Genomic DNA, 26879 nt, shown 5'->3' on the forward strand with positions numbered 1-26879 from the left:
AGGGGCGCATGTCTGATCTTCCCCGCAAGGCGGTCACCCGCACCGCCAAGCTGGCCGCGCTGCCACTGGGGTTCGCCGGCCGTGCCACCTGGGGCCTCGGCAAGCGGATCGGCGGCAGATCCGCCGAAATCGTCGGCCGTGAGCTGCAACAGCGCACCGCGGAACAGCTCTTCAAAGTGCTCGGTGAGCTGAAGGGCGGGGCGATGAAGTTCGGGCAGGCACTGTCCGTCTTCGAGTCGGCACTGCCCGAGGAGATCGCCGGCCCCTACCGCGCCGCCCTGACGAAGCTTCAGGAGGCGGCACCCCCGATGCCGACCAGCACGGTGCACTCGGTGCTGGCAGAGCGGCTCGGCGAGGAGTGGCGGGAGCTGTTCGAGGAGTTCGAGGAAAAGCCGGCCGCGGCTGCCTCGATCGGGCAGGTCCACCGTGCGGTGTGGCACGACGGCCGTGAGGTGGCCGTCAAGGTGCAGTATCCGGGTGCCGGTCAGGCGCTGCTGTCGGACCTGGCCCAGCTGAGCCGGTTCGCCCGGCTGCTGGGCCCGCTGATCCCGGGCATGGACATCAAGCCACTGATCACCGAGCTGCGCGACCGGGTGTCGGAGGAGCTGGACTACTCCCTGGAGGCAGCGGCACAGCAGGCTCATGCCGAGGAGTTCGCCGACGACCCGGATGTGGTGGTGCCGGCTGTGGTGCACCAGTGCGACGAGGTGCTGGTGACGGAGTGGATGGACGGGGTACCGCTGTCGGAGGTGATCGCGGACGGCACCGACGAGCAGCGGGACCGGGCCGGTCAGCTCTTGGCCCGCTTCCTCTTCTCCGGCCCCGCCCGTACCGGCCTGCTGCACGCCGACCCGCACCCGGGCAACTTCCGGCTGCTGGCCGGGGACTTCCCGGACGGCCCGGCCGAGGAGTGGCGGCTGGGAGTGCTGGACTTCGGCACCGTCGACCGGCTGCCCGAGGGGCTGCCGCCGACGATCGGGACCTCGCTGCGGATGACGCTGGACGGCGAGGCGGATGCCGTCTACCAGCTGCTGTGCGAGGAAGGCTTCGTCAAGGAGTCCATCGAGCTGGATCCGGACGCGGTGCTGGAATATCTGCTGCCGATCATCGAACCCGCCCAGGCGGACGAGTTCACCTTCACCCGGGGCTGGATGCGCCATCAGGCAGCCCGGGTCGGTGATCCGCGCTCCCCCGCCCACCAGTTGGGCAAGCAGCTCAATCTGCCGCCCGCCTACCTCCTGATCCACCGTGTGACGTTGAGCACGATCGGGGTGCTGTGCCAGCTGGGGGCGACGGTACGGCTGCGCGACGAGCTGGAGGCGTGGCTGCCCGGCTTTGTGCCGGAGGAGGAGCCGGCCGGCCCGGACATCACGGGCATCAGCAGCGTCATGGACGAAGAGATCGGTGCGGACCTCGGCGAGGAGGCCGTCGAGGAGACCACGGCCTGAGCCCGGCCCACCGGGCCGCACGGCCCCTTCCGTTCGCTCCGCCGGCCGGAGCGGACGGGAGGGCCTGAGGCCTTCCGGCCTCGGTGGTGCTCGGTCTTACCACCAGCTCGAGTCCAGGCGCCCTTCGATGGCCCGGATGTTCTCCCGCGCGCAGCTGTCGCAGAAGTAGCGGCGCTCACCGTTCTCGACGGAGCAGGTCCAGGTCGGCGGAGAGCCTTCGGCGACCGCGCCACAGCCGGCGCACACCGTGTTCCCGTCGGCCAACTCCGCCTGTTCGTGCGTCTTCTGGTCCACCAGCCGACGATATCCCCGTCAACCCCGCGAATCGGGATACAACGCACCATGGGGCCCGCCCTGTCGGACGGACCCCATGGCCGGCGGCATCGGTGCGCCGCCTTACTGCATCACGGCCATCGCCAGCGCCCGGCGGGCGCGGAGCGACGCGCGCTCGGCGCGCCGCTGCATACGCCGCGCGGCGGCGAGCCGATGAGCCCTGCGTTCCGATTCAGCCTCCTGAAGGCGTTCGTGCATATGCGCACGCGCCAGGGCTTCTGGGATGAGTTGCATGGCGAGGTTCCTGTTCTGACGCGACTCGATCGCGTCGGTGTTCACGGGGACGGGGGTGTCGGTGAGCGAGGGGTTCATCGCGAAGTCCTGCTTCTGGGGATCCCGTGTGACGGGACGGTCGATCGTTCCTGTGCCGATGGTGTTCATGCCGCGACCGGGTTCTTGCGCGGACGGCCACGCGGACGCTTCCGCGGCACGACGACGCCCTGGACGAAGAGCTCGCCACCCCAGACGCCCCACGGCTCACGGCGGTCCTTGGCACCGGCGAGACAGGCCTCGCGGACCGGACAGGTCTGGCACAGCGTCTTGGCGTACTCGACGTCGGCCGGGGACTCGGCGAAGAAGACCTCGGGGTCATAGGTGCGGCACGGAACGGCAGCGCCGAGGCGGTCGATCTCGTCGTCGAGCTCGGTGAGGGGAAGCAAGGAGTTCTCCTGGGGGTCGGGCGGAGGGATCAGGTCGGTTGCTACGGACGGGGTGTGCGTCTGCAGTTGCACGGTGGTGTGTTCCTCGTCTGTTCGGCCCGGCTGGTGGCGGGCGCGTGGGGCAAACAAAAGGGCCGCGGATCCCGGTGTGGGTTCCGCGGCCCTGGAAGGTGCCGACCTGATCGTGCCGATCAGGCTGGATCTCTCCAGGGTTCGAGGCCGCGGTAGGCCCACATGTCATGCTGCTTCTGGTACTGCTTCCGGGATTCGGCACCGTTGGCCGCCGCGAAGGCATAGGCATTCACCGATGCCGCCGTTGCTGCTACCGCAGGTGCCTCGGTCGGTCGCGCGGTGCGCTCACTGCGCGTCAGCACAGTGAGGGACTCGGGGCGCGCGACCTCGATACCGGAGAGACGGCCGGAGCCGGACAGACCGGTACCAAGGAGCGAGGAGCCGAGCGGGCAGGTGGCGACGACCGAGAGATCGGTCATTTTGTTGGTCTCGATAATGCTGATCACTGGGCTCGCCTCCTCTCGGCGTCTCGGTGGACCGGGAATCCCGTTCCAGGGTGTTCAAGTACAGCACGGATCCATCGGATCTCGGAAGATTTCCGTTGTCTCCGTTGCTTCCGAAGGCTATGGGGATGCGCTCCGCGCACGCAAACTATTTTTCCGACGAGTTTTCCGCGGCGTCCTCGGACCCGTCTCCCGAGGCCCCCACGAGCTCCTCGCCGGCACAGATTGCCAGCACGTCACTGCCGTAGCGGTCGAACTTCCGCCGCCCCACTCCTGAGATGACCGCAAGCTCCGATTCGGTTCCCGGAACGGCCTCCGCGATCGCCATCAGGGTCTTGTCGGTGAAGACGCAGTAGGCGGGCTGCCGGGAGCGCGCAGCCTGCTCGGCCCGCCACTCGCACAACCGCTCATAGAGCGCCTCGTCGAGCTCCGAGGGGCAGTCCTCACACCGCATCAGCTTCATCTCGCCCGCGTCCGTGAGGGTTCTGTTGCAGACCCGGCAGCGGGCGGGGCTGCGGTGCTTGGGGCGCCGAGCCACCGCGGCCGCGCCCTCCCCACCGCGCTCGACGCCCCCGGAGAGCGCGCCCGGCGTACGGCGACCGGCCACCGCCCCGGAGCCGGGCCGCAGCCCGCTGAGGAAGCGGCTGGCGCGCCGGGAGGCCCGCCCGCCGGGAGAGCGCGCCAGCGACCAGGACAGGCCCAGATGCAGCCGGGCGCGGGTGACGCCGACATAGAGGAGTCGGCGCTCCTCCTCCAGCTGCTCATCGGTCTTGGCGTAGGTGATCGGCATCATGCCTTCGGTGAGGCCGACCAGGAACACGGCGTCCCACTCCAGGCCCTTGGCGGCATGCAGGGAGGCGAGAGTCACCCCTTCGACCGTGGGGGCGTGCTGGGCGTTGGCCCGCTCGTCCAGCTCGGCGACGAGGTCGGCGAGGGTGGCCGCGGGCCGGGCCTTGGCGAAGTCCTCGGCGAGCCGCACCAGAGCCGCCAGGGACTCCCAGCGGTCCCGCACCGCCCCGGAGCCGGCCGGCGGCCTGCTCGTCCAGCCCATGTCGCTGAGCACCGCCCGCACCTCGGACGGCAGGTCCACGGCGTCGTCGAGCAGCGCGTCGTTGCCACCGAAGCGGGCGGCGCCGCGCAGCTTGACGCCGGCCTCGCGCACCTCCGGCCGCTCGAAGAACCGCTCGGCGCCCCGCAGCTGGTATGGCACCCCGGCGTCGGCCAGCGCCTGTTCGTAGACCTCGGACTGGGCGTTGATACGGAAGAGCACGGCGATCTCGCCGGCCGACACCCCGGAGGCGATCAGGTCACGGATCCGGCGGGCGGTGCCCTCGGCCTCGGCGGGCTCGTCGGTGTACTCCGTGTACACGGGCTCGGGGCCGGCCTCGCGCTGCGAGATCAGCTCCAGGCGCTGTTCGGCGGCGCGCCCCTTGGCCTGGGTGAGCAGACCGTTGGCGAGGTGCACGACCTGGGGGCTGGAGCGGTAGTCGCGGACGAGCTTGACGACCGTCGCGTTCGGATGGCGGGTGCGGAAGTTGAGGAGGTGGTCCGGGGTGGCACCGGTGAAGCTGTAGATCGTCTGGCTGGCGTCGCCGACCACGCAGAGGGTGTCGCGGTCCCCCAGCCACAGCTCGAGCAGCCGCTGCTGGAGCGGGCTGACGTCCTGGTACTCGTCGACGACGAAGTGCTGGTACTGGGTACGGACCTGCTCGGCGATGTCGTGCCGGTCCTGCAGCACACCGACCGTGAGCAGGAGCACGTCCTCGAAATCGATGCTGCCGCGCTCGCGCTTGAGCTGCTCGTACGTGCGGTAGATCTGACCGATCTCGGCCGGGTCACGAGGGGCGTCGCGGCCGGCCTTGGCGACCGCGGCCGGATAGTCGGCCGGCACGGTCTGGGTGACCTTGGACCATTCGATCTCGGCCGTGACATCGCGCAGCTCATTGCGGTCGAGCCGGATGCCGCAGCGCGCGGCGGCCTCGGCGACGAGCTGGATCTTGCGCTCCAGCAACCGCGGGACCTCACCGCCGACGGCCTTCGGCCAGAAGAACTGGAGCTGCCGCAGGGCCGCGGAGTGGAACGTCCTGGCCTGGACCCCGCCCGCGCCGAGCTGGCGCAGCCGGCCGCGCATCTCGCCGGCCGCGCGGGCCGTGAACGTGACCGCGAGCACACTCGCGGGCTGCAGGATCCCCGCCCGTACCCCGTAGGCGATCCGGTGGGTGATCGCGCGGGTCTTGCCCGTGCCGGCGCCGGCCAGCACGCAGACGGGACCGTGCAGAGCCGTGGCGACCTCGCGCTGCTCGGGGTCGAGCCCGTCGAGCACCCCGTCGGCCGAGTCAGGCACCTGTGGGAAGAGGGAGGAGTCCGTTGCTGCTGTCACCCCGCCATGCTGCCAGGTCCGCAGAGCCGCCCGGGAAAGCTGTCCACAGCCCCGCATCCCGGTCGTACACGACGCGTCCACTGTGGATTACGGACGGTGCGCGGCCGCGGCTCGTGGTGTGCTGTGTCACGGCGGTCGAGCGGGCGGGACCGTGCAGGAGAGCCGGAAAGGGCCTGGTCACCGGAACCGGGAATGGCCGGGGCCCGATGCTCGTTGTGTTGCTTGGCCGGGCCGAGTACGGCGTCGGGCTGTATGGCATCAAGACTTATCGAAGGAGCGCGGGACGCATGGCGGGCACTGTGACGATGTACAGCACGACCTGGTGCGGCTACTGCCGTCGGCTGAAGGGTCAGATGGACCGCGAGGGCATCACGTACACCGAGATCAACATCGAGCACGACCCGGAGTCCGCGGCGTTCGTGGAGAAGGCCAACGGCGGCAACCAGACGGTGCCGACCGTGCTCTTCCCCGACGGTTCGACGCTGACCAACCCGTCCCTGGCGCAGGTCAAGCAGAAGGTCGGGGCCTGACGGCTTCTCCGGGGGGGGCTTTGCCTGTGTGGTTCGACGGGGGCGCTTCGCCTGCCCAGTTTTGCGGGGCGCTTCGCCTCGGCGGCGACACGGCGTCCCGGAGGGCCCTGGGGCTTCCCCGGCAGCGGTGCCGTTCCGCGTGAGCGGCCCCGCGCCGCCGCTGAACGTGCGCACAGAGCCGTCGACCGGATCCATCACGTGGACCGGCCGGCGGCCCGCTGCGTGCCGCGCAAGGGGGCGGGCCTGCGGGCGTCGTACAGCCGCCCGCTCGCCCGCCCGGCCCTCACGGCCTGGGCAGCGGCTTGCCGTACCAGAGCTCGATGAGGCGGGCGGCGATGGAGATGCCGTACGGCGGGAGGACCTCGCCGGACTCGAAGGCGGCGCGCAGGTCCTCGCGGGAGAACCAGCGGGCCTCTTCGATCTCCTCGCCGTCGACCTGGATCTCGGAGGAGGTGGCACGCGCCATGAAGCCCAGCATCAGGCTGGAGGGGAAGGGCCAGGGCTGGCTGGCGATGTATTCGACCTCGCCGACGACGACGCCGGCCTCCTCGTAGACCTCACGGGCCACCGACTGCTCGATGGACTCCCCCGGCTCGACGAAGCCCGCGAGGGTGGAGAAGCGGCCCTCGGGCCAGTGGACCTGGCGGCCCAGGAGTGCGCGGTCCTCCTCGTCGGTGACGAGCATGATCACGGCCGGGTCGGTGCGCGGGTAGTGCTCGGCGCCGCACGCCGGGCAGCGGCGGATGTGGCCCGCCGCGGCGATGACGGTGCGCTCGCCGCAGCGTGAGCAGAAGCGGTGCAGCCGCTGCCAGTTCTCCAGGGCGACGGCGTGGACGAGCAGACCGGCGTCGCGCGGGGACAGCAGCAGACCGGCCTCGCGCAGGCCCGCCGGGCGCGCGGACTGGTCCATCCGGCCGGGCAGCGAGTCCTTCTGGAGGGCGAAGTAGCTGACGCCCTCGTCGTCGGTGCCGAGGTAGTAGCGATGGGCCTCGGTCAGTGGCGCCTCGAAGGACGGCGTCGTGATCAGCTCGGTGCGGCCGTCCGGGGTGTCGTCGATCAGCGCCTGTCCGCCGGACACCACGAAGACGCGCGTCGTCGGGTGGCTCCAGGCCGCCGCCAGCCAGGCCTCGTCGAGGCGGTGATGGGCGGAACGGTCAATTCCGCTCGGCGCGCTGAAGGTGAGCGGCCGGCCTGCGGTGTGGTCGGTCCAGGTGGTCACTGCTGTTTCCAACTCCCCCTATGGCGTGGGTGATTGCTGCGTACGGGCGCGGAGCGGTACGGCGGTACGCGCGCGGTCAAGCCGTGCGCCAGGTCTCCGCCAGGTCGCCCCACAGGTGGGCGGCGGTCTCGACGCCCTTCATCAGCAGGTCGAGCTCGACCTTTTCGTTCGGTGCGTGCCAGCCGTCGGACGGCACGGAGATGCCGAGGAAGAGGACCGGGACGCCGAGGACGTCCTGGAGGTCGGCCGCCGGCCCGGAGCCGCCCTCACGGGTGAAACGGATCTTCTGTTCGAAGGCGCGGCCCATGGCGCGGACGACGGACTGGAGCGCGGGGTGGTCGAGCGGGGTGAGGCACGGGCGGGTGGCGCCCCAGAAGGTGATCTGGTGGCGGATGCCGGCCGGGAGGCTCGCCGCGGTCCAGTCGCGTACGGACTGCTGGACGGCGGCCGCGCTCTGCCCCGCGACCAGCCGGAAGGACAGCTTGAGCTGCGCGGTGGACGGCACGATGGTCTTGCCGCCGGGGCCCTGGTAGCCGCCGCCGATGCCGTTCACCTCGGCGGTGGGGCGGGCCCAGATGCGCTCCAGGGTCGTGCTGCCGGCCTCGCCGAGGGAGGCGTGGGAGTGCGCGGTGCGCAGCCACTCCTCCTCGTCGAAGGGCAGCTCGGCGAAGAGTTCCCGCTCGCGGTCGGAGAGTTCGATCACGCCGTCGTAGAAGCCGGGGACGGCGACCCGGCGGTCGGCGTCGTGCAGTGCGGCGGCCAGCCGGGCGGCCTCGGTGGCGGGGTTGGGGACGGCACCGCCGAACGAGCCGGAGTGAATGTCCTGGTCGGGGCCGTAGAGGTCGACCTGGCAGTCCGTCAGGCCACGCATACCGGTGCACACCGTGGGGGTGTCCCTGGACCACATGCCGGTGTCGGAAACGATCACCGCGTCGCAGGCGAGGCGGTCCGCGTGCTTCTCGATCAGGACCGGGAAGTTCGGTGAGCCGGACTCCTCCTCGCCCTCGATCAGCAGCTTGAGGTTGACGGCGGGGGCGGTACGGCCGGTCGCGGCGAGGTGCGCGCGGACCCCCAGGGTGTGGAAGAACACCTGGCCCTTGTCGTCGGCGGCGCCGCGTGCGTAGAGCTTGCCGTCAACGGTCCGGGGCTCGAAGGGGTCGGTGTGCCAGCCGTCCTCGCGGGCGGCGGGCTGTACGTCGTGATGGCCGTAGACGAGCACGGTCGGCGCGGACGGGTCCCCCGAGGGCCACTCGGCGAAGACCGCGGGCAGGCCGCCGGTCTCCCAGATCTCGGTGGTGCTGAAGCCGGTGTCGGAGAGCTTCGCGGCGAGCCATTCGGCGCTGCGGCGCACATCACCGGCGCGCTCCGGGTCGGCGGACACGGAGGGGATGCGCAGCCAGTCGGCGAGGTCTTCGAGGAAGGCTTCGCGGTGGCGGGTGATGTACGTACGGACGGCGCTGTCCGGGGTTGTGCTCATACGACCGAGCCTATCGGCCTTGCGGGGGAGGCCGGTCAGCGGTCTCGCCGAGCAGGATGCGTTCCAGTCCGGCCCGGCCCGGCAGCCGGGCGGGCCGGACCACCTCGCCACTGCGGACGTAGAGGAAGGCGGCGTCGACGGCGGACGGCTCCAGGCCGTGGCGCTCGGCCCAGGCGAGGCGGTAGACGGCCAGCTGGAGGGGGTCGGCGCTGTGGGCGCGGCCGGTCTTCCAGTCGACGATCTCGAAGCGGTCGCCGTCGGGGCCGGGCTCCTTGTAGACGGCGTCGATCCGGCCGCGGATCAGCCGTCCCGCGAGGGTCAGCTGGAAGGGGGCCTCGACGCGGAAGGGGGTGCGCTGGGCGTAGGGGGTGCGGGCGAAGGCTTCCTTGAGGGTGGCGAGGTCGTGCTCGTCGACGATCTCGGCCTCCTCGCCCGGTTCGGCGCCCGGCAGCTCGTCGGGGCCCAGCAGCGGCAGCGTCAGCTCTTCGAAGCGGGATTCGACCCAGGCGTGGAAGCGGGTGCCGCGGCGGGCACCGGGCTGCGGCGGGCGCGGCATGGGGCGGGCCAGTTCGCGGGCGAAGCCGTCGGGGTCGGCGGCGAGACGGAGCAACTGGGTGGCGCTGAGCGCGGAGGGCAGCGGGACGTCACGGACGGTGGCGCGGGAGCGGCGCAGCTCGGCGGCGAGCGCGTCCAGATCGCGGTCCCAGGAACCGATGGTGCGCCGCTCCTCGGGGAGGAGGGTGTGCGGCGCGGTGTCGCCGGGGTGGGCGGTGCCGGGGCCGGTGGGTGCCGTCAGGTCGGGCTCGGTGGCGCGCTGGGCGACGATATGGGCACGGAGCGGGGCCGGCTCGGCCTCGGGGGTGTCGGGCGGCGGGGCGCCGTCGACGGGGCCGGCTTCCGGGTGGGCGTAGGGCGCGGTGTCGTCGAACGGGCCGGGGCCGGGCACGGCGTACGGCGGGACCTCGTCGAACGGCGCCGCATCGTCGAACGGCGGGGCCTCGTCGAACGGGTCGGCTTCGGAGTGGTCGTACGGGTCGGCGTCCCATGCGTCCTCCGCCGGGGGCGGCGGCCAGTCGGGGTCGTGGGCGGACAGGGACGGCGGGGCGGCGACGACGGCGGTCCCCTCTTCCGTCCGGCGCTCCAGATGGGCGCGGACCGTGGCCGCGGCGGCGCGGCGGCGGGCCGTGGCGGTGGGGTCGAGGGGCAGCGGCCAGGCCTGTTCCGTGGCGGCCTCGGAGAGGGCGGGGTTCTCCTCGCCCTCCTCGGGGGCCTCGGCCCAGTGCTCGATCTCGCCGTGTCCCGCTTCGCAGTGCTCGCGCAGCGCCTCCAGGAAGGCGGACGGGCCGCGCGGTCGCTTCTGCTGGGGCCCCCACCAGTGGCCGGAGCCGAGCAGCAGGGAGCGGGGGCGGGTGAAGGTGACGTAGCCGAGGCGGAGTTCCTCGGTCTCCTGGTGCTGCTTCATCGCCTCCTTGAAGGACTTCAGGCCGCGGGCGGCCCACTCCCCGACGTCGGGGAGGGTCGCGGCGTCGCCGCGCAGGGCGTGCGGGAGGACCTTGGACCGGCTGGTCCACGACTCGCGGGCCTGTTCGCTGGGGAACTGCTTGGCGACCAGGCCGGGTACGGCGACCACGTCCCATTCCAGGCCTTTGGACTTGTGGGCGGTCAGGACCTTGACGGTGTTGTCGCCGCCGGGAAGGGAGCTGTCCAGGCCCTTTTCGAACTGGACAGCGGTGCGCAGAAAGCCGAGGAAAGCGAGCAGGGTGGCGTCGCCGTCGAGGGATTCGCCGCCCTGTTTGGCGGCGAATCCGGCCGCGATGTCGAGGAAGGTGCCGAGCGTTTCGCGGCGGCGTGCGGCGAGGGCGTGCGGTGACGCGGACAGCTCGACCTCCAGGCCCGTGGCGGCGAGCACCCGGTGGAGCACGTCCATGAGGGGGTCGCCGAGGGAGCGGCGCAGGTCGCGCAGTTCGGTGGCGAGGTAGGCGAAACGCACCCGGGCCTCGGAGGAGAACGGGAGCCCGTCGTCGGGACCTTCGGCCTCCAGGAAGGTGTCCAGGGCGTCGGCGAGCGAGATGGTCTCGGCCGGGTCGACGCCTTCGACGGCCTCGGCGAGGCGCTGCCCCGGGTCGTCGGACGGGGCGCCGTGGTGGACGAGAGTGCGGGCGCGGCGGCCCAGGAGCGCCAGGTCGCGCGGGCCGATCCGCCAGCGCGGACCGATCAGCAGGCGGACCAGGGCGGCGTTGGCCGTGGGGTCCTGGAGCACCTCACAGACGGCGACGAGGTCGGCGATCTCCGGCAGATGCAGCAGCCCGGAGAGGCCGACGACCTCCACGGGGACGTCCCGGTCGACCAGTTCGCCCTGGATGCGGGCGAAATCACCGGCGGTGCGGCACAGCACGGCGATCTCGCCGGGTGGGGTGCCGGTGCGGACGAGGTGGGCGAGGGAGTCGGCGAGCCAGCTGAGCTCTTCGGCGTGGGTGGGCAGCAGGGCGCAGCGGACGATGCCGTCGCGCTCGGCGCCGGGGGCGGGGCGCAGCGCTTCGACGCCCTCGTGCATCCGGCGGAGTGGTGCGGCGAGGCCGTTGGCGAGGTCGAGGAGGCGGCCGCCACTGCGGCGGTTCTCGCTGAGCGCGTACCGGCGGGCGGGGGCGCCGTCCTGGAAAGGGAAGTGGACGGGGAAGTCGTCGAGGTTGGCCACGGAGGCACCGCGCCAGCCGTAGATGGCCTGGCAGGGGTCGCCGACGGCGGTGACGGCATGCCCCGTGGCGGTCCCGGTGGCGGTCCCGGTGCCGGCGCCGAAGAGGCCGGACAGCAGCAGCCGTTGGGCGACGGAGGTGTCCTGGTACTCGTCGAGCAGGACGACACGGAATTCGTCGCGCAGGATCCGGCCGACCTCCGGGCGGGTGGTGGCGAGGGTCGCGGAGTGGGCGATCTGGTCGCCGAAGTCGAGGAGGTCGCGGCGGCGCTTCTCGGCCCGGTAGGCGGCGACGAGATCGAGCAGCTCCAGGCGGCCACGGGCGGTTTCGGGGACCTTGCGCAGGTCGGCGTTGGTGAGTTTCACACCGTCGAGGGCGGCGAGCAGCTCGGTGTCGTACGTGCGGAGCGCGGCGGGGTCCACGAGGTGCTCGGCGAGCTCGGCGTCCAGGGCGAGGAGGTCCTCCACGAGGGAGGGCAGCGAGGTGGTGAGCGCCGGGTAGGGGCCGGGGGCGGCACGGAGGGTACGGGCGGCGAGCTGGAAGCGGGTGGCGTCGGCGAGGAGCCGGGCGCTGGGTTCCAGGCCGATGCGCAGGCCGTGGTCCTTCAGGAGCTGGCCGGCGAAGGCGTGGTAGGTGGAGATCCGCGGCTCGCCGGGGGGCTGGTCGGTGGCGGTGCCGCCGGCGTCGGGCGGGAGCGCCTCGGGGTCGGTGACACCGGCGGCGAGGAGCGCGGCCCTGACGCGTTCGGCGAGTTCGCCGGCCGCCTTGTTCGTGAACGTCAGCCCGAGGACCTGTTCGGGGGCGACCTGGCCGGTGCCGACCAGCCACACCACGCGCGCGGCCATCACCGTGGTCTTGCCCGAACCGGCTCCGGCCACGATGACCTGCGGGGCGGGCGGGGCGGTGATGCACTCCGTCTGCTCCGGCGTGAACGGGATGCCGAGGAGCTCCTTGAGCTGCTCGGGGTCGGTGAGGTGAGCTGACACAGCGAAAACCGTAACGGGCGCCACTGACAACCGCCGTCGCCCCCGGCATCCGCGCAGGTCACAGCGGCAGGAACAGCGGCAGAGCCGACGGCCGGCGGCTCTCCTGCGCCCGCTCACCCACGACCGGCGCCGCTCACTCCACGACGTGCCGCCCCTCCGGCTGTGCGCTGCACGACGCCCGGAACGCGCAGTGTGTGCAGTGCGTGCCGGTGGTCGGCGTGAACCGCTCCTCCAGTACACGGCCCGCGGCGGTGGCGAGCAGTTCGCCGACCCACTCCCCCTCCAGCGGCTGCTGGCCCTGTACGGCGGGCAGCGCATCGCCGCCTTCCTTCTGGGCGGCGCCCAACCGCAGATGCACCAGTTCGGCGCCGCCCGGCTCCGGTGTGCGGCCGTCGAAGGCGTCGTCGACCGCACCCTCGCGCACCGCGAGCTGGTAGACGGCGAGCTGGGGGTGGCGGGCGACCTCGGGTCCGGTCGGTTTCTGTTTGCCGGTCTTGAAGTCGACGACGTACGCCCTGCCCTGTGCGTCCCGGGAGACGTGGTCCATGCTGCCGCGGATACGGACCTCGTAGGCGCCGGCCCCGAGGGTGAGGTCGAAGCCGTGCTCGGTGGCGACGGTGTCCCGGCCGCGGGTCTCGCGTTCCATGACGTGCCAGCGCAGGAAGCGCTCCAGGGCAGCGCGCGCGGTGTCCTTTTCCTGGCGCGACTTCCAGGGGGCGTCGAAGGCGAGGGCGTCCCATACGGAGTCCAGGCGCTCCATCAGGACACCCAGATCGGCAGGTGTGCGGCCGGAGGCGACCTCGTCGGCGAGCACATGCACCACGTTGCCGAAGCCCTGGGCGGCGGTGGCCGGGGCGTCCGCCTTGACCTCGCGGCCCAGGAACCACTGGAGGGAGCAGGTGTGGGCGAGCTGGTCGAGGGCGCTGCCGGAGAGGACGACGGGGCGGTCGCGGTCGCGCAACGGGACGGTGCTGTGGGTGGGTTCGTGCAGGCCCCACCAGTTGTCCGGGTGGGCGGCTGGTACCAGGGGGTGGTGGTCGTCGTCGTGCAGCGCCGCCAGTTTCGCGAGCCGCTGGGCGGCGGCCTCGCGCAGCGCCGGGGTGGCGGCCGGGTCGACGGTGGTGGCGCGCAGCTCGGCGACGAGCGCGGCCACCGAGAGGGGGCGGCGCGGCCGGCCGGTGACGTCCTGAGGGGCGACGCCCAGCTCGGTCAGGAAACGGGAGGGCTGGTCGCCGTCGTCGGCCGCGGCCTTCACGGCGGTGACGACCAGGCGTTCGCGGGCCCGGGTGGCCGCGACGTAGAACAGCCGGCGTTCCTCGGCGAGCAGCGCGCCCGGGGTGAGCGGCTCGGCCAGGCCGTCGCGGCCGATCCGGTCGGCTTCCAGGAGCGAACCGCGCCGGCGCAGGTCGGGCCAGAGGCCCTCCTGCACTCCGGCGATGACGACGAGCCGCCATTCCAGACCCTTGGCGCGGTGCGCGGTCATCAGCCGTACGGCGTCGGGTCGCACCGTGCGCCGGGTGAGGGTGTCGGCGGCGATGTCCTGGGCGTCGAGTTCCTCCAGGAAGTTGAGCGCGCCGCGGCCACCGGTGCGTTCCTCGGCGCGGGCCGCGGTCTCGAACAGCGCCACGACGGCGTCCAGGTCCCGGTCGGCATTGCGCCCGGCGGCGCCGCCGCGGTGGGCGGACCGCTCCAGACGCTGCGGCCAGGGGGTGCCGTCCCACAGCTCCCACAGCGCCTGCTCCGCGGTGCCGCCGCCGGCCAGCAGTTCCTGGGCCTTGCGCAGCAGCAGCCCGAGCCGCTGGGCGCCGCGTGCATAGGCGGGGTCGTGGGACACCAGGCGCTGCGGTTCGGCGAGCGCCTGGGCGATCAGCTCGTCGGAGGGCCGCGGCAGTGCCTGCCCGGCGGCCCGTTCCTCCTCACGCAGGGCGCGGCCCAGCCGCCGCAGATCGGCGGAGTCCATTCCGCCCAGGGGGGAGGTCAGCAGGTCCAGAGCGGTTTCGGCGTCGAGCCGGTGGCGGGCGGTGTCACCGGGGGCGGCCGCCTCACCGGAGGGGGCGTCACCGAACGGGGCGTCACCGGGGGCGGCCTCGACGGATTCCGTCCCACCGGATGAAGCGTCATCGGAGTCCAGCTCACCGGACCGGCCGTCACCGGGGCCGGCCTCATCGGATTCCGTCCCACCGGACCGGCCGTCTTCGGGACCGGCGTCACCGGATTCCGCCCCACTCGACCGGCCGTCTTCGGGACCGGCCTCACCGGATTCCGCCCCACCCGACTGTCCATCATCGGGACCGGCGTCATCGGAGTCCCCCTCACCGGACCGGCCGCCACCGGGACCCTCCACCGCATCATCCTGCGCCAGTGCGGCCCGTGCCGCCGCCCGCAGCGCGGTCAGCAGGGGGGCGACCGCGGGTTCGTGGCGCAGCGGCAGATCGTCGCCGTCGATGTCGAGCGGTACCCCGGCGGAGGTGAGCGCGCGGCGTACCGGGGGGAGCGAGCGTCCCCCGGCGCGGACGAGGACGGCCATCTCGCCCCAGGGCACGCCGTCTTCCAGATGGGCCCGGCGCAGGATGTCGGCGACGTTGTCGAGTTCGGCACCGGGCGTCGGGTACGTATACACCTCGACGCGGCCGCCGTCCCGTACGGGCGCGGGCTCGCGGTGGGCCCGTACCTTCCGGGCCGGGAGGCGGGTGAGCGGCATCCGGCGGGTGAGCAGCCGGGTGGCCGCGAGCAGGGTGGCGCCGGAGCGCCGGGAGGTGCCGAGGACGGCCACCGGGGCGGGGGTTCCGTCGCCGCGGCGGAAGGTCTCGGGGAAGTCGAGGATGCCGTTGACGTCGGCACCGCGGAAGGCGTAGATCGACTGATCGGGGTCGCCGAAGGCGACGAGCGTGCGTCCCGGGGAGCCCGGTCGGCCCGCCGCTCCCTGGTTGCCCGCGAGCGCGCTCAGCAGCCGTACCTGGGCGACGTCGGTGTCCTGGTACTCGTCGACATAGACCGCGTCATAGGCGGCGGCCAGCTGCGCCGCGACGTCGGTGCGTTCGGCGAGCAGCACCGCGCGGTGCACCAGCTCGGCGTAGTCCAGTACGCCCTGGCCGTCCAGGACGTCGAGGTACTCGGCGAGGAAGCCGGCCGCGGCGCTCCAGTCGGGGCGTCCGGTGCGCCGGGCGAAGGCGCCGAGGGCGTCCGGGCCCAGGCCCAGTTCGCGGCTGCGGGCGAGCACCGCGCGGACCTCGTCGGCGAAGCCTCGGGTGGTCAGGCAGGCCCGCAGCTCGTCCGGCCAGCTCACCCGGGCGCGGCCGGCCCCGGCCAGCTCCGCCTGTCCTTCGAGGAGTTCACGGACGACGAGATCCTGCTCGGGTCCGGACAGCAGCCGCACCGGGTCGGCGAAGAGGTCGGCGTCCTGGTGGGCGCGGACCAGGGCGTAGCAGAAGGAGTGGAAGGTCGTCGCCTGCGGGATGCCCGCCCGTGGCCCGCCGGCCCCCGTGCCGGGCTGTCCCTCCAGATCCGCCAGCCGGGCCGCGAGCCGGTCGCGGAGTTCGACGGCGGCCTTGCGGCTGAAGGTGAGGACGAGGATCCGCTCGGGGTCGCCGCCGGCCCGCACCCGGCGGGCCACCGACTCCACCAGCGTCGTGGTCTTTCCGGTGCCCGGCCCGGCCAGCACCAGCAGCGGCCCGTGCCGGTGGTCAACCACGGCGCGCTGGGCTGCGTCCAAGACAGGAGGAGCCACCCGCCCCGGCGGGGTACGCACCAGTCGGTACGCGCCTGCGGCACCCCGCGGCGCCGCCCGGTGGGGCTGCGTCGACGGAATGGCCGAGAAGGAGGAACTCACGTGGATCGCCGGTCCTGAGGAGGTGCTCGTCGTGGTGCGTAGGTGGTGCGCGGCGCGCGGCGCTGCGGGCCGCCGGCCGGGCCGGTGGTCCGGCTGCGCGGTGCGCGGCGGGGCCGTCCTCGTGACGGCAGTGCCCGACGCTACGCCAGATGGCGCCCGAGCCGTAGCGCGTCCCCCGGCCCGCCGCGCGAGGCCGTCGGGGCTACGGGGCGGCGCCGTCCTGGCGACCGTCCCAGCGGGCCCGCCGCATATCGAGCCGCGGTATGTGGTCCTCGGCCTCCCGCGAGGCCGTACGCAGGGGTGTGTCCTCGTCCCGGTAGTGCGCCAGCGCGCGCAGTTCGCTGCCGGGCAGCAGCCGGCCGTCCGCGCGCACCACCCGCCACCAGGGCACCGCGGCGCCGTAGAGCGCCATCACCCGCCCCACCTGCCGCGGACCGCCCACCCGTCGCCCGTCACCGCCCGTCGCCGGAAGCCCTTCGGGCTGCCCCTCGTCCTGGAGCCACTCCGCGACATCGCCGTACGTCATCACCCGGCCCGCCGGGATCAGCTCGGCAACGGCCAGGACCCGCTCCGCGTACTCCGGGTATGCGGGGAGTTCACCCGCCGCCGTATCTCCGGTCCCACTCATTCGGTCCATCCTGCCGCACGGCACCGACAATGGGACCGGACACACGGTCCCGCACCCCCGGGAGGTCGGCGGCAGGGCGCCGTCAGCCCGGTGTGGGGAGGACGTTCCGCTTCCCGCACCCCCGAAATGCACCCTGATGCCCCCCTCCACCGGTCGTCCGTGCCACCATCTTCCGGACGGTGACTGGTGATACGAGATCAAGAAGAGACGGCCGAGCAGCAGGGTGCGGTGCCTCCACGGGAGGCGGGCACCCCTGAGGCGCTGGTCGTCGACGCCGTCGGCACCGCACCCGGACCAGCCGCGCCGACCGAGCGGCCGCAGCGGAGCCAGGCGTCACCACAGGGGAAGCACCAACGGAGGCCGGGCACGGCCTCCGCTACCGAAAAGGCGAGCACGATCGAGAAGGCCGAACCACCCGGGGCGTCCGAGAGGCCGGAAGAGCCCAAGGAGCCCGAGCCAACCGAGCGGCACGAGGAGGAGCGGAACAGCAAGGAGCCCGAGCAGGAGCAGGACGGACCGGCCGCGCGCGACCAGCGCAAGGAGCCGGCCTCCGGCGCACCCCCGGGCACGCCCCACACGGGCTCGCACCGTTCCGACCTGAGCTCCGACGAGTACGGCGAGTTCCACGTCGACCGGGTCTCCGGCGACGAGCCGCTGCTGCCCGCCCGGGTGCACCGCCCCGCCGACCTGCTGCGGCTGCTGCTCGGCATCGCCGGGATCGCCCTCGTCCTCGGACTCGCCACCTTCGCCCACGGCACCACCCAGGGCCTGGCCCGGGACATCGGCACCGGCGCGAAGGCGGCGCCACCGCTGCTGATCAACCTGGCGGGGCTCACCTCCAGCGTCGCGGTGCTGATCGTGCCGGTGGCGTTCGCCGTCGAGCGGCTGATCAAGCGCGACGGGCTGCGGATCGCGGACGGTGTGCTGGCCGCGGTCCTCGCCCACGGGGTGTCGCTGGCCGCCGATCTGTGGGTGGCCGAAGCGGCCCCCGCCTCCATCCGGGACGCGCTGACCCAGCCTCTCGAAAACGGTGCGCTCTCCGCTCCGGTGCACAGCTATCTGGCACCCGTGATCGCCTATATGACGGCGGTGGGCATGTCCCGGCGGCCGCGCTGGCGGGTCGCGATGTGGTGCGTACTGCTGCTGGACGCGTTCGCGGTGCTGGTCGGGCGGTACACCACACCGTTCGCGATCATCACGACCGTGCTGATCGGCTGGACCGTCGCCTACGGCACCCTCTACGCGGTCGGCTCCCCCAATGTCCGCCCCACCGGCCAGAACCTCCTCGCGGGGCTGCGCCGGGTCGGCTTCCACCCGGTCTCCGCCCTGCGCGCGGAGGACGCCACCACCACGGAGCACACCGAGCACCCCGACCGCGGCCGCCGCTACCTCGTCACCCTGGAGGACGGCCCGCCGATCGATGTCACCGTCGTCGACCGCGAGCAGCAGGCGCAGGGCTTCTTCTACCGCGTGTGGCGCCGGCTCTCGCTGCGCGGCATCAACCAGCGCCGCAGTCTGCAGTCGCTGCGCCAGGCGCTGGAGCAGGAGGCGCTGCTGGCGTATGCGGCCATCGCGGCCGGTGCCCATGCCCCCAAGCTGATCGCCACCTCCGAGCTCGGCCCGGACGCGGTGATGCTGGTCTACGAGCACATCAGCGGCCGGACCTTCGACTCACTGGCCGATGACGAGATCACCGACGCGCTGCTGCACAGCGCCTGGCGGCAGGTCGAGTCGCTGCAGTCACGAAGGATCGCGCACCGGCGGCTGGTCGGGGACGCGCTGCTGATGGATCGTTCCGGCAATATCGTCCTGACCGAGCTGCGCGGCGGCGAGATCGCCGCCGGTGATCTCGTGCTGCGGATGGACATCGCCCAGTTGCTGGCCACCTGCGGTCTGCGGGTCGGTGCCGAGCGCGCGGTGGCCGCGGCCGTCGAGGTGCTCGGCCCGGACGCGGTCGCCGACAGCCTGCCGCTGCTGCAGCCGATCGCGCTGAGCCGCACCACCCGCGCGACGCTGCGCCAGCTGGCCCGTGAGCGCTCCAAACGGGAGCGCGAGGCGGTGCTGGAGGCGTCGCAGGCCGCCAAGGAGGCGCGGGAGGCACGCGAGGCGGCGGGCCCCAAGGACCGCAAGACGATGCGGGCCGAGCGGCATGCGGAGAAGAACGCCGAGAAGCGGGCCCTGGACGAGGCGTCGGAGGAGGCCCGCGAGGAGGATCTGCTCGCCCAGATCCGCCGGCAGGTGTTGCTGATCCGTCCGACGGCGGTGATCGAACCCGCCAAGCTGGAGCGGCTCAGCCCACGCATCCTGATCAGCTGGATCGCCGGCGCCTTCGCGGTGTATCTGCTGCTGTCCCAGCTCACCAACTTCAACCTGGGCGATGTGGTCAGCGAGGCCCGGTGGGAGTGGGTGCTGGTCGCGATGTTCTTCTCGGCGCTGACCTATATCGCTGCGGCGATGAGCCTGCTGGGATTCGTCACGGAGCGGGTGTCGTTCGTCCGGACGGTCATTGCGCAGATCGCGGGCAACTTCGTGAAGCTGGTGGCGCCCGCGGCGATCGGCGGTGTGGCGCTCAACACCCGCTTCCTGCAGCGCGCCGGGGTCCGGCCCGGACTGGCGGTGGCGAGCGTCGGGGCATCCCAGCTGTTCGGTCTGGGCAGCCATGTGCTGCTGCTGATGATCTTCGGCTATCTGACCGGCACCCAGGAGCAGACCCCGACGATCTCGCCGTCCCGTACGGTCATCGCCGGGCTGCTGACCGTGGCCGTGCTGGTCCTGATCGTCACCGCGGTGCCGGCGCTGCGGAAGTTCGTCTCGACCCGGGTGCGGTCGCTGTTCGCCGGGGTGGTCCCGCGGATGCTGGACATCCTGCAGCGGCCCGGGAAGCTGGTCACCGGCATCGGCGGGATGCTGCTGCTGACGGCGGCGAACGTGATGTGCCTGGACGCCTCGATCCGGGCGTTCGGCGGCGGCGAGACGATCAGTTACGCAAGTATCGCGGTCGCCTTCCTCGCCGGTAACGCGCTGGGGTCGGCCGCGCCGACGCCGGGCGGTGTGGGTGCCGTCGAGGGCGCGCTGATCGGTGCGCTGACGTTCGCCGGGCTCGCCGCCGATACGGCCTTCCCTGCGGTGCTGCTGTTCCGGCTGATGGTCTTCTGGCTGCCGGTGCTGCCGGGCTGGCTGGCCTTCACGTATCTCACCCGCAAGGGCGAGATCTGAGCGGAAGCCGCCGCCGTACGGGCCGGGAGCACCCGCCCGTACGCACTGCACACAGCGCAAAGGCGCCGGTCCGTGGTGCACGGACCGGCGCCTTTGCGCTGGACTCGGAGGCCTCGCAGGAGGCCCCGGCGAAGACCTAGTAGATCGGCTTCTCCGGCTCGACGGTGTTGACCCAGCCGATGACGCCGCCGCCGACGTGCACGGCGTCGGCGAAGCCCGCGGACTTCAGCACGGCCAGGACCTCGGCGGAGCGGACGCCCGTCTTGCAGTGCAGGACGATCTTCCGGTCCTGCGGCAGGTCCTGGAGGGCGGTGCCCATCAGGAACTCGTTCTTCGGGATCAGCCGGGCGCCGGGGATCGAGACGATCTCGAACTCGTTCGGCTCGCGGACGTCGATGATCTCGATCTTCTCGTCGCCGTCGATCCACTCCTTGAGCTGCTTGGGAGTGATCGTCGAGCCGGCCGCCGCCTCCTGGGCCTCCTCGGACACGACACCGCAGAAGGCCTCGTAGTCGATGAGCTCGGTGACGGTCGGGTTCTCACCGCAGATGGCGCAGTCCGGGTCCTTGCGGACCTTGACCTGGCGGTAGGTCATCTCCAGCGCGTCATAGATCATCAGCCGGCCGAGGAGCGGCTCGCCGATGCCGGCGAGCAGCTTGATGGCCTCGTTGACCTGGATGGAGCCGATGGAGGCGCACAGCACACCGAGGACGCCGCCCTCGGCGCAGGAGGGCACCATGCCGGGCGGCGGGGGCTCCGGGTACAGGCAGCGGTAGCAGGGGCCGTGCTCGCTCCAGAACACCGACGCCTGGCCGTCGAAGCGGTAGATCGAGCCCCAGACGTACGGCTTGTTCAGCAGCACGCAGGCGTCGTTGACCAGGTAGCGGGTGGCGAAGTTGTCGGTGCCGTCGACGATCAGGTCGTACTCGGCGAAGAGCTCCATGACGTTCGTGGAGTCGAGGCGCTCTTCGTGCAGGTTGACGGTGACGTACGGGTTGATGCCCAGCACCGTGTCCTTGGCGGACGCGGCCTTGGAGCGGCCGATGTCCGCCTGGCTGTGGATGATCTGGCGCTGCAGGTTCGACTCGTCGACCTCGTCGAACTCCACGATGCCGAGCGTGCCGACACCGGCCGCGGCCAGGTACATCAGCGCGGGCGAGCCCAGGCCACCGGCGCCCACACACAGCACCTTGGCGTTCTTCAGCCGCTTCTGCCCGTCCATCCCGACATCAGGGATGATCAGGTGGCGGGAGTACCTGCGGACCTCATCGACGGTGAGCTCGGAAGCGGGCTCGACCAGGGGTGGCAGCGACACGGGGACTCCGTTGGTCGGTCTAGATGGGTTCCCCCCGCCCGAGCCGAGCCGAGAGTGGGGGAGATTGCTCTCCCCGTAACACTGCCACGCCCGTCTTCATTCCGAGACTCCCGTTCCGATGCGCGAGACGATGTCGTCCCAGTAGCCGGGCAGCGCTTCCCAGGCGCCGTCAGCAGTACCTGCCGCCGCGGCGGCCCGGCGGTCGGTGACGTACACAGTGCCCGCGCCTTGCCAGCGGGCGATCCGCAGCGCCTCGTCGAGATGCGTCCGCGGCACGCTGTGGACGAGGTGACAGAACCGCTCCGGAGGGTAGTCGGCGGTCCACTCGGCCACCTGCGACCAGCGGTAGTCGGCCCAGGAGCCGGCGAAGGTGACGAGCTGGTCGGCGGACTCGGCATAGCCGGGGTGGGGGTGGCTGCCGTGTCCGAAGACGAGATAGCCGCCGCCCAGGGCGCGCAGGGTGGTGGCCAGCCGCCGGGTATCGGGCAGCAGCGTCCGGTCCGTGGGACAGCGGTCCAGCCAGAAGCCGTCGGCTTTGTACCACTCCAGGTAGCGGTGGGCGTCGGAGAGCAGCTCGCCGAAGGGGCGCGTACCGCGCCCCATGTCGAGGTGTCCCAGCAGGCGGACACCGGTCTCCCGCAGCCGGGCGGCGGCCGGCAGACAGTGCGGGTCGGGGCGGGCGCCGGGCCCGTTGGACACATTGAGCACCGCCCAGTGCAGCGGCCCCGTCCGCAGCGGGGCCCGGGAGCCGCCGTGCTCCGCGTCCTGCCGCAGGACCAACCCGCCGGAGCAGCGCAGCAGTTCGGCCCATTCGGTGGGGGCCAGCAGCGGATGGGCGAAGCCCGGCACGCCGATCCCGCGCGGTGTCGACTCGTGCGGGGCGTGGGCGGTGTCGGTGGGGCTGGTCAGATACGACATGCGGCCTCCATCCAGATGTCGGCCAGGGACTCCTCCAGCCCGATCCGGGGGCGCCAGCCGAGCCGGTCGCGGGCGGTGCGGACATCGGCCTGCTGCCAGGTGCCGCAGCCGTCCGGATACGGGTAGGTCGCGGGCGGCGAGCCGACCGGGTGCTCGGGGGACGGGCCGGGGATGACCAGCCGGGCCGGCGGGGAGTCGAGCTCGTGGAGCGCGCCGCCGAAGCCGGCGACCCGGGCGAGCACGGAAGCGGCCTCGCGCAGCCGTACGGCCCGGCCGGTCCCGATGTTGACCACGCCCTGGGCGGCGGACAGCGAGGCGGCGTGCACCGCGCGCGCGACATCGCGGACATCGACGAAGTCCCGCTGTACGCCGAGCCCGCCGAGCTTGAGCTCGTTGTCGCCGGACTGCATGGCGCGGCGCATCGCCTCGGCGAGCCGGCCGAGCGGTGATCCGGCCGGGGTGCCGGGACCGACCGGCGAGAAGATCCGCAGCACGACGGCGTCGAGTCCGGAGCCCAGGACGAGTTCGGTGGCGGCGAGCTTGCTGACGCCGTACGGCCCCCCGGGGCGCGGCACCGCGTCCTCGGCGGTGGAGGAGCCGGGCTGGGAGGGCCCGTACTCGGACGCGCAGCCCAGGTGGACGAGCCGGGCGCCGCAGCTGCTGCGCCGCAGCGATTCGCAGATGGTGGCGACCGCGACGGTGTTGTGCCGGGTCAGCTCGCGGGCACCGCCACGGGTGGCACCCGCGCAGTTGACGACGACACCGGGGTGGACCGCGTCGAAGAAACGGGTCAGCGCCCCGGGGCTGCCGGTGGCCAGGTCGAAGCGGACGTCGGCGTCGTCCCCCCGTCCGAGCGCGGTGAGCTGGACGGCGGGGTCGGCGAGCAGGCGGTCGGCGACATAACGGCCCAGATAGCCGTTGGCACCGATGAGCAGCACCCTCATCGTGCGACCCCCCGGTCCGCGTGGCGTGTGGTCGGCTGGACGTTCATGTGTCGTGCTCCTAAAGCGGATCGAGGGAAGTACGTCGGCTTCGGCCGCGGCGTCGGTGCCCGCCCCGGGGGCGGGGTCCACGTGGGGGGCGAGGTCCGCGGGGAAGGGGCCGAAGCGGCCGTTTCGGGGTGCCGCTTCGGGGGTGGTGCGTGGTGGGGGTGCCCGTGTGGGGGGACGGGAAGTCGGGGGCCGGGGGGCGTCCGGGGGGTCACGGCCGGTGCGCCTCCGCCGGGACGGCGGGAGCCGGCCAGTGCGCGCAGGCGCCGGTGAGCGCCCGCAGGCCGTACACCAGGAGGCCGAGGGCGGCGGCCGTGCAGGCCACGGCGGGTACGGCGGCCGGGCCCACGGCGGTGGTGAGCGCCTCGACCGGGACGTCGAGCGGCGGCAGACCGGGGAGCCGGGCGATCAGCACCAGGGACAGGGCGAGGGCTTCCAGGGCGGCGGCCGAGGCCAGGCCCGTCGCGGCCGCCCCGGGGAAGCCGTGCACGGCCAGCAGCCGGGCGAGGAAGAGCAGCACACCCAGCGCGGCCGCCGCAGCCACCGCCGTCGTGCCGTCGCCCCCGAAGGCCGCGTCCGCGCCCAGGAGCAGCGCCACCAGCGCGCCCAGGAAGAGCAGGGTGGTGGCGAGCAGCAAGGGCCGGACCCGGGCGGCGAGTTCTTCGAGGCCGCGGCTGGCGGCCAGGCCGCGCCGCCCGCGCGCCGCGAACCAGCGGGCGCAGCCGGCCGCGGGGGCGAGGGCGAAGGCCAGGGCCACGGTGGTGGCGACGGCGGCCCGGGGAGCGGCATGCGGCAGATCGGGGCCACCGGCCAGCAGCTGTCCGAGCAGCCAGTCGCCGTACACGGCATATCCGGCCGTCCAGCACGCCCACAGGCCGGCGGTCCACGCTCCGGCGCCCCGGTGGCGCAGGCGCAGCGGCCCGGACCGGACGGCCAGCCGGACGGCGAGGGCGAGCAGCACACCGCCCGCGGCGGCGACGGCGGTACGTACGGCGGGAGTTGCCGTGCCGACCGAGGCGAGGGCGGCGAGCGCCGCGACGCAGACGGCGCCGGGCAGCAGCTGCAGCACCCCGCGCACGCCCAGGGAGCCCCGGGCGGGGTCGGGCGCGGCCGGGCACCCGTCACCGTCCGGCCGGGCGTCCTCCGGGTCGGCGCGGGGCACCCGGGCGTAGAGCTCCTCGGCCAGCGAGAAGACGTCACGGTGCCGGAAGCGTGCGGCCGTACGGTCGGTGACGCCGTGCGCCTCCAGTCCGGCCGCGATCTCCAGCGCGTCCACGGCGCGTGCACACAGCTCCTGGTGGCGGTGCATCAGGGACCGTACGGGGTCGGCGGGGCCGCGGCGCGCGGGTCGGGCGGCGGCCCCCTTGGTCGGCGGCACGGTACGGGCGGCGGGCCCGTCCTCCATGGCCGGTACGGCGTGGGTGGCGCCACCGTCGGGTGTGGTCACAGCCCGTCCCCTCTCCTCCGGGCCGCCGCGCGGCCGCCCCGGTCGGGGCGGGTGTGCGGCAGGCGCCGCCGGGCCGGGCGGCAGCGGCCGCCGGAGGCGGTGTGGCCGGCGTGCGCCGGGCCGCCGGGACGGCCGGCGCACCGGAGTCCTTCCCGGCTCCCGCCGTGCGCCACGTCCGCCATGCCCGTCACCGGTGCCACGTCCGCCGGGCACATCGCACACATCACGTCCAGCACAGCCGTCACCACTGCCCTCTCTCCCTCACTCCGGTCACGCCGGTCTGATCGGTGGACCCTCCCCATCTCACCGGCCGTCTCGCCCCTCGGACACCGGCCGCTCCCCCGGTCTCCGCGCGCGGGACCTGCGGCGCGGCGGCCCGCTCCTCCTCGGGGACCGCCCAGCTCGGCGTGTGGCCGGCGGGCACGGCGGCCCGGGTGGCGGCGCCGGTCGCGGCCCAGCGGCCGGGGACATGGGACTCGGCGGGGCGGGCGAACGGCTGCGGTACGCCCCGTGCGTCCCGCTCGCGGCAGGCGGCCGGACGGGCCGGGGCGTGGGAGATCAACTCCAGGTAGATGCCACGAAATGCCGCGACATTCTGCTCGACGGTGAACAGTTCCAGCGCCCGCGCCCGGGCCGCCGCGCCCAGCCTGGCCCTGCGGTCCGGGTCGCCGAGCAGCGCGGTGCAGGCCTCGGCGAGGGCGCGGGGGTTGCGCGGCGGGACGACCAGGCCGGTGCCGCCGATGACTTCGCAGACCGCGCCGGCGTCGGTCGACACCGTGGCGCGGCCGCAGAACATCGCCTCCACCAGGGAGCGCGGAAAGCCCTCGATGACGCTGGAGAGCACCACCACGGCGCCGGAGGCATAGGCGTCCTCCAGGGCCGGCACCTCCGGGCTGCCGATCTCCTCGAAGCTGACCGGGTTCTCCCCGACGGTGCGGGCGTCGGCCGCCTCGTCGGGGAAGAGCTGGGCGGCCAGCGCCCGGCAGTGCCCGAGATATCCGGACGCCTGCGGATCGCGGCCGACCCCGCCGATGATCCGCAGTGTGGCCTCCGGCTCGGCCTTGCGGATCTCGGTGAAGGCGTGCAGCAGCGCGACGAGGTCCTTCGCGGGCTCGACGCTGCCGACCCACACCAGCGTCTTGGTGTCGTCCGCCGCCGCGTCCGCGACCGCGGCGAAGGGGGCGGCGTCCATGCCCGGGTAGACCGTGCGCAGCCGGGCGCGGTCGGCGCCGCAGCGCTCCTGCCAGCGCCGGGCGTGGGTGTTGCCGGGGGTGATCAGCGCGGCCTGCGTATAGGTCTCGGCGGCCAGTGCGCCCTGAAAGGCGGCGAGCAGTGCGCGCACCGGCGCACTCAGCGGCGAGGCGGTGCGCGCGAGGTAGTGCTCGCGCAGCCGTACGCCGTACTCGGTGACCAGGAGCGGGGTGGCGAAGAAGCGCTTGGCCAGCAGTCCGGGGAGGGCGGCCGCGCCGCCGGACGTGGCATGGCAGAGGTCCACACCGCCGAGCCCGGGAGTCTGCCGGTCGCCGTACCAGTCCAGGGACAGCGGTCGTAGCGCCCGTGCGAGCCGGGCGGTGACAGCGAGCAGATCGTCGACCTGTGCGCCCTGGGCGGCGGGCAGCGCGTGGGGGCCGTGGCAGGCGGCCTCCAGGATGCGTACGGCGTCCTCGGAGTGCAGCAGCGCGGGCAGCCCTCCGTGCTCCCGGGCGAATTCGGCGAGCCCGTAGAGACCGCTGGCGAAACGGTCCGCCTTGCTGGTCACGGGGGAATGGAGGGCCCCCTGCGGAACGGTCGGCGGATCCCCGGCCTGGGCGCCCCCGTGGGAGGCGCCCCGGGAAGGCTCGCCTCCCGGAGGCGCCGTGGCGAAGGCCGTCACGAGATCGTCGAAGCGCTCGACGAAGCGGCGGCGCGCGCGGCGTCCGGGGGTGCGGCCGGTGCGCGGCGCGCCGGTCCGGCGGCGCCCGGCGGGGAAGTCGTCCCCCAGCGGAGCGCTGCGTACCAGCCGTACGTGGCGCGGCAGTTCGGGCCGGAGGTGCGCTTCCTGGCGGGGGTCGGCGCTCAGGGCGTAGACCTCGAAGTCATGGCCGGTGAGCCCGCGCACGAGCCGGTCGCACCACGCGTGCGCCTCACCGGACGCATACGGATAACCACCTTCGGTGAGCAGTCCAATGCGCACGAGTGCACCCCCGTCCTCCCATATCGGCGTCCCTGTGGGCCGGTGGCACGGCCGCCACCTGCGGCAAGAAGCTATGCAAAGGGCCGGTGGGGGGGGGGGGGGGGGGGGGGGGGGGGGGCGGGCC

18 protein-coding genes are annotated in these 26879 nt (G+C 73.3%); 3 read left to right on the top strand and 15 right to left on the bottom strand.

The window, feature by feature from the left end; genetic code table 11:
* The first annotated feature begins 8 nt into the window (after positions 1-8).
* Entirely contained in the window at positions 9-1448 is a 1440-nt protein-coding gene (locus tag ACGFWI_RS21960) for an ABC1 kinase family protein (RefSeq protein ID WP_393907658.1), read from the top strand.
* 96 nt (positions 1449-1544) lie between these two features.
* Here the strand turns inward: ACGFWI_RS21960 and ACGFWI_RS21965 are convergent, their stop codons facing one another.
* The 5 genes from ACGFWI_RS21965 to ACGFWI_RS21985 form a co-directional block, all read right to left on the bottom strand.
* Entirely contained in the window at positions 1545-1742 is a 198-nt protein-coding gene (locus ACGFWI_RS21965; RefSeq protein ID WP_393907659.1) for a hypothetical protein, read from the bottom strand.
* Positions 1743-1844: 102 nt separating this feature from the next.
* Positions 1845-2162 (bottom strand): hypothetical protein, encoded by a 318-nt coding sequence (locus tag ACGFWI_RS21970; RefSeq protein WP_393907660.1) that lies wholly within the window; start codon positions 2160-2162, stop codon positions 1845-1847.
* Positions 2159-2512 carry a WhiB family transcriptional regulator gene (locus ACGFWI_RS21975; RefSeq protein ID WP_026169602.1) on the bottom strand — a complete coding sequence of 118 codons (354 nt, stop codon included), beginning with the start codon at positions 2510-2512 and terminating at the stop codon, positions 2159-2161. Before ACGFWI_RS21975 ends, ACGFWI_RS21970 begins: the two co-directional genes overlap by 4 nt.
* A 119-nt stretch (positions 2513-2631) precedes the next feature.
* On the bottom strand, positions 2632-2958 hold the full coding sequence (locus ACGFWI_RS21980) for a hypothetical protein (protein WP_393907661.1): 327 nt from the start codon (positions 2956-2958) through the stop codon (positions 2632-2634).
* A gap of 145 nt (positions 2959-3103) precedes the next feature.
* Positions 3104-5392 (bottom strand): ATP-dependent DNA helicase UvrD2, encoded by a 2289-nt coding sequence (locus ACGFWI_RS21985; RefSeq protein ID WP_393907662.1) that lies wholly within the window; start codon positions 5390-5392, stop codon positions 3104-3106.
* A 230-nt stretch (positions 5393-5622) separates the two neighbouring features.
* Between ACGFWI_RS21985 and ACGFWI_RS21990 the strand changes: the two genes are divergently transcribed.
* Entirely contained in the window at positions 5623-5865 is a 243-nt protein-coding gene (locus ACGFWI_RS21990; protein ID WP_030089449.1) for a mycoredoxin, read from the top strand.
* 283 nt (positions 5866-6148) lie between these two features.
* Here the strand turns inward: ACGFWI_RS21990 and nudC are convergent, their stop codons facing one another.
* The 5 genes from nudC to ACGFWI_RS22015 all read right to left on the bottom strand — a co-directional run bounded on the left by nudC (position 6149) and on the right by ACGFWI_RS22015 (position 16697).
* A complete protein-coding gene (nudC, locus tag ACGFWI_RS21995) occupies positions 6149-7084 on the bottom strand; it encodes an NAD(+) diphosphatase (protein WP_393907663.1) in 936 nt (311 codons plus the stop codon).
* 76 nt (positions 7085-7160) lie between these two features.
* Positions 7161-8561: a dipeptidase gene (locus tag ACGFWI_RS22000; protein ID WP_393907664.1), complete on the bottom strand. Its 1401-nt coding sequence runs from the start codon at positions 8559-8561 to the stop codon at positions 7161-7163.
* 10 nt (positions 8562-8571) lie between these two features.
* Positions 8572-12240: a UvrD-helicase domain-containing protein gene (locus tag ACGFWI_RS22005; protein ID WP_393907665.1), complete on the bottom strand. Its 3669-nt coding sequence runs from the start codon at positions 12238-12240 to the stop codon at positions 8572-8574.
* A 133-nt stretch (positions 12241-12373) separates the two neighbouring features.
* Complete coding sequence (locus ACGFWI_RS22010; RefSeq protein WP_393907733.1) at positions 12374-16048, bottom strand: UvrD-helicase domain-containing protein; 3675 nt, start codon at positions 16046-16048, stop codon at positions 12374-12376.
* A 223-nt stretch (positions 16049-16271) separates the two neighbouring features.
* Positions 16272-16697 (bottom strand): MGMT family protein, encoded by a 426-nt coding sequence (locus tag ACGFWI_RS22015; RefSeq protein WP_393907666.1) that lies wholly within the window; start codon positions 16695-16697, stop codon positions 16272-16274.
* A gap of 186 nt (positions 16698-16883) precedes the next feature.
* Here ACGFWI_RS22015 and ACGFWI_RS22020 point away from each other — a divergent pair, with 186 nt between their 5' ends.
* Positions 16884-19913, top strand: a complete 3030-nt coding sequence (locus tag ACGFWI_RS22020) for a lysylphosphatidylglycerol synthase domain-containing protein (protein WP_393907667.1) — start codon at positions 16884-16886, stop codon at positions 19911-19913.
* A 136-nt stretch (positions 19914-20049) separates the two neighbouring features.
* Here the strand turns inward: ACGFWI_RS22020 and moeZ are convergent, their stop codons facing one another.
* From moeZ to ACGFWI_RS22045, 5 genes are all read right to left on the bottom strand, one after another.
* Positions 20050-21228, bottom strand: a complete 1179-nt coding sequence (moeZ, locus tag ACGFWI_RS22025) for an adenylyltransferase/sulfurtransferase MoeZ (RefSeq protein WP_393907668.1) — start codon at positions 21226-21228, stop codon at positions 20050-20052.
* Positions 21229-21324: 96 nt separating this feature from the next.
* Complete coding sequence (locus tag ACGFWI_RS22030; RefSeq protein ID WP_393907669.1) at positions 21325-22146, bottom strand: spherulation-specific family 4 protein; 822 nt, start codon at positions 22144-22146, stop codon at positions 21325-21327.
* A complete protein-coding gene (locus ACGFWI_RS22035; RefSeq protein ID WP_359447082.1) occupies positions 22134-23090 on the bottom strand; it encodes an NAD-dependent epimerase/dehydratase family protein in 957 nt (318 codons plus the stop codon). The genes ACGFWI_RS22030 and ACGFWI_RS22035 overlap by 13 nt, the downstream gene beginning before the upstream one ends.
* Positions 23091-23346: 256 nt before the next feature.
* A complete protein-coding gene (locus tag ACGFWI_RS22040) occupies positions 23347-24582 on the bottom strand; it encodes a hypothetical protein (RefSeq protein WP_393907670.1) in 1236 nt (411 codons plus the stop codon).
* A gap of 241 nt (positions 24583-24823) precedes the next feature.
* Positions 24824-26755 (bottom strand): DUF3492 domain-containing protein, encoded by a 1932-nt coding sequence (locus ACGFWI_RS22045; RefSeq protein WP_393907671.1) that lies wholly within the window; start codon positions 26753-26755, stop codon positions 24824-24826.
* Positions 26756-26879: the final 124 nt, after the last annotated feature.

It is taken from the genome of Streptomyces sp. NPDC048434 (assembly GCF_043200375.1).
Lineage (GTDB): Bacteria > Actinomycetota > Actinomycetes > Streptomycetales > Streptomycetaceae > Streptomyces.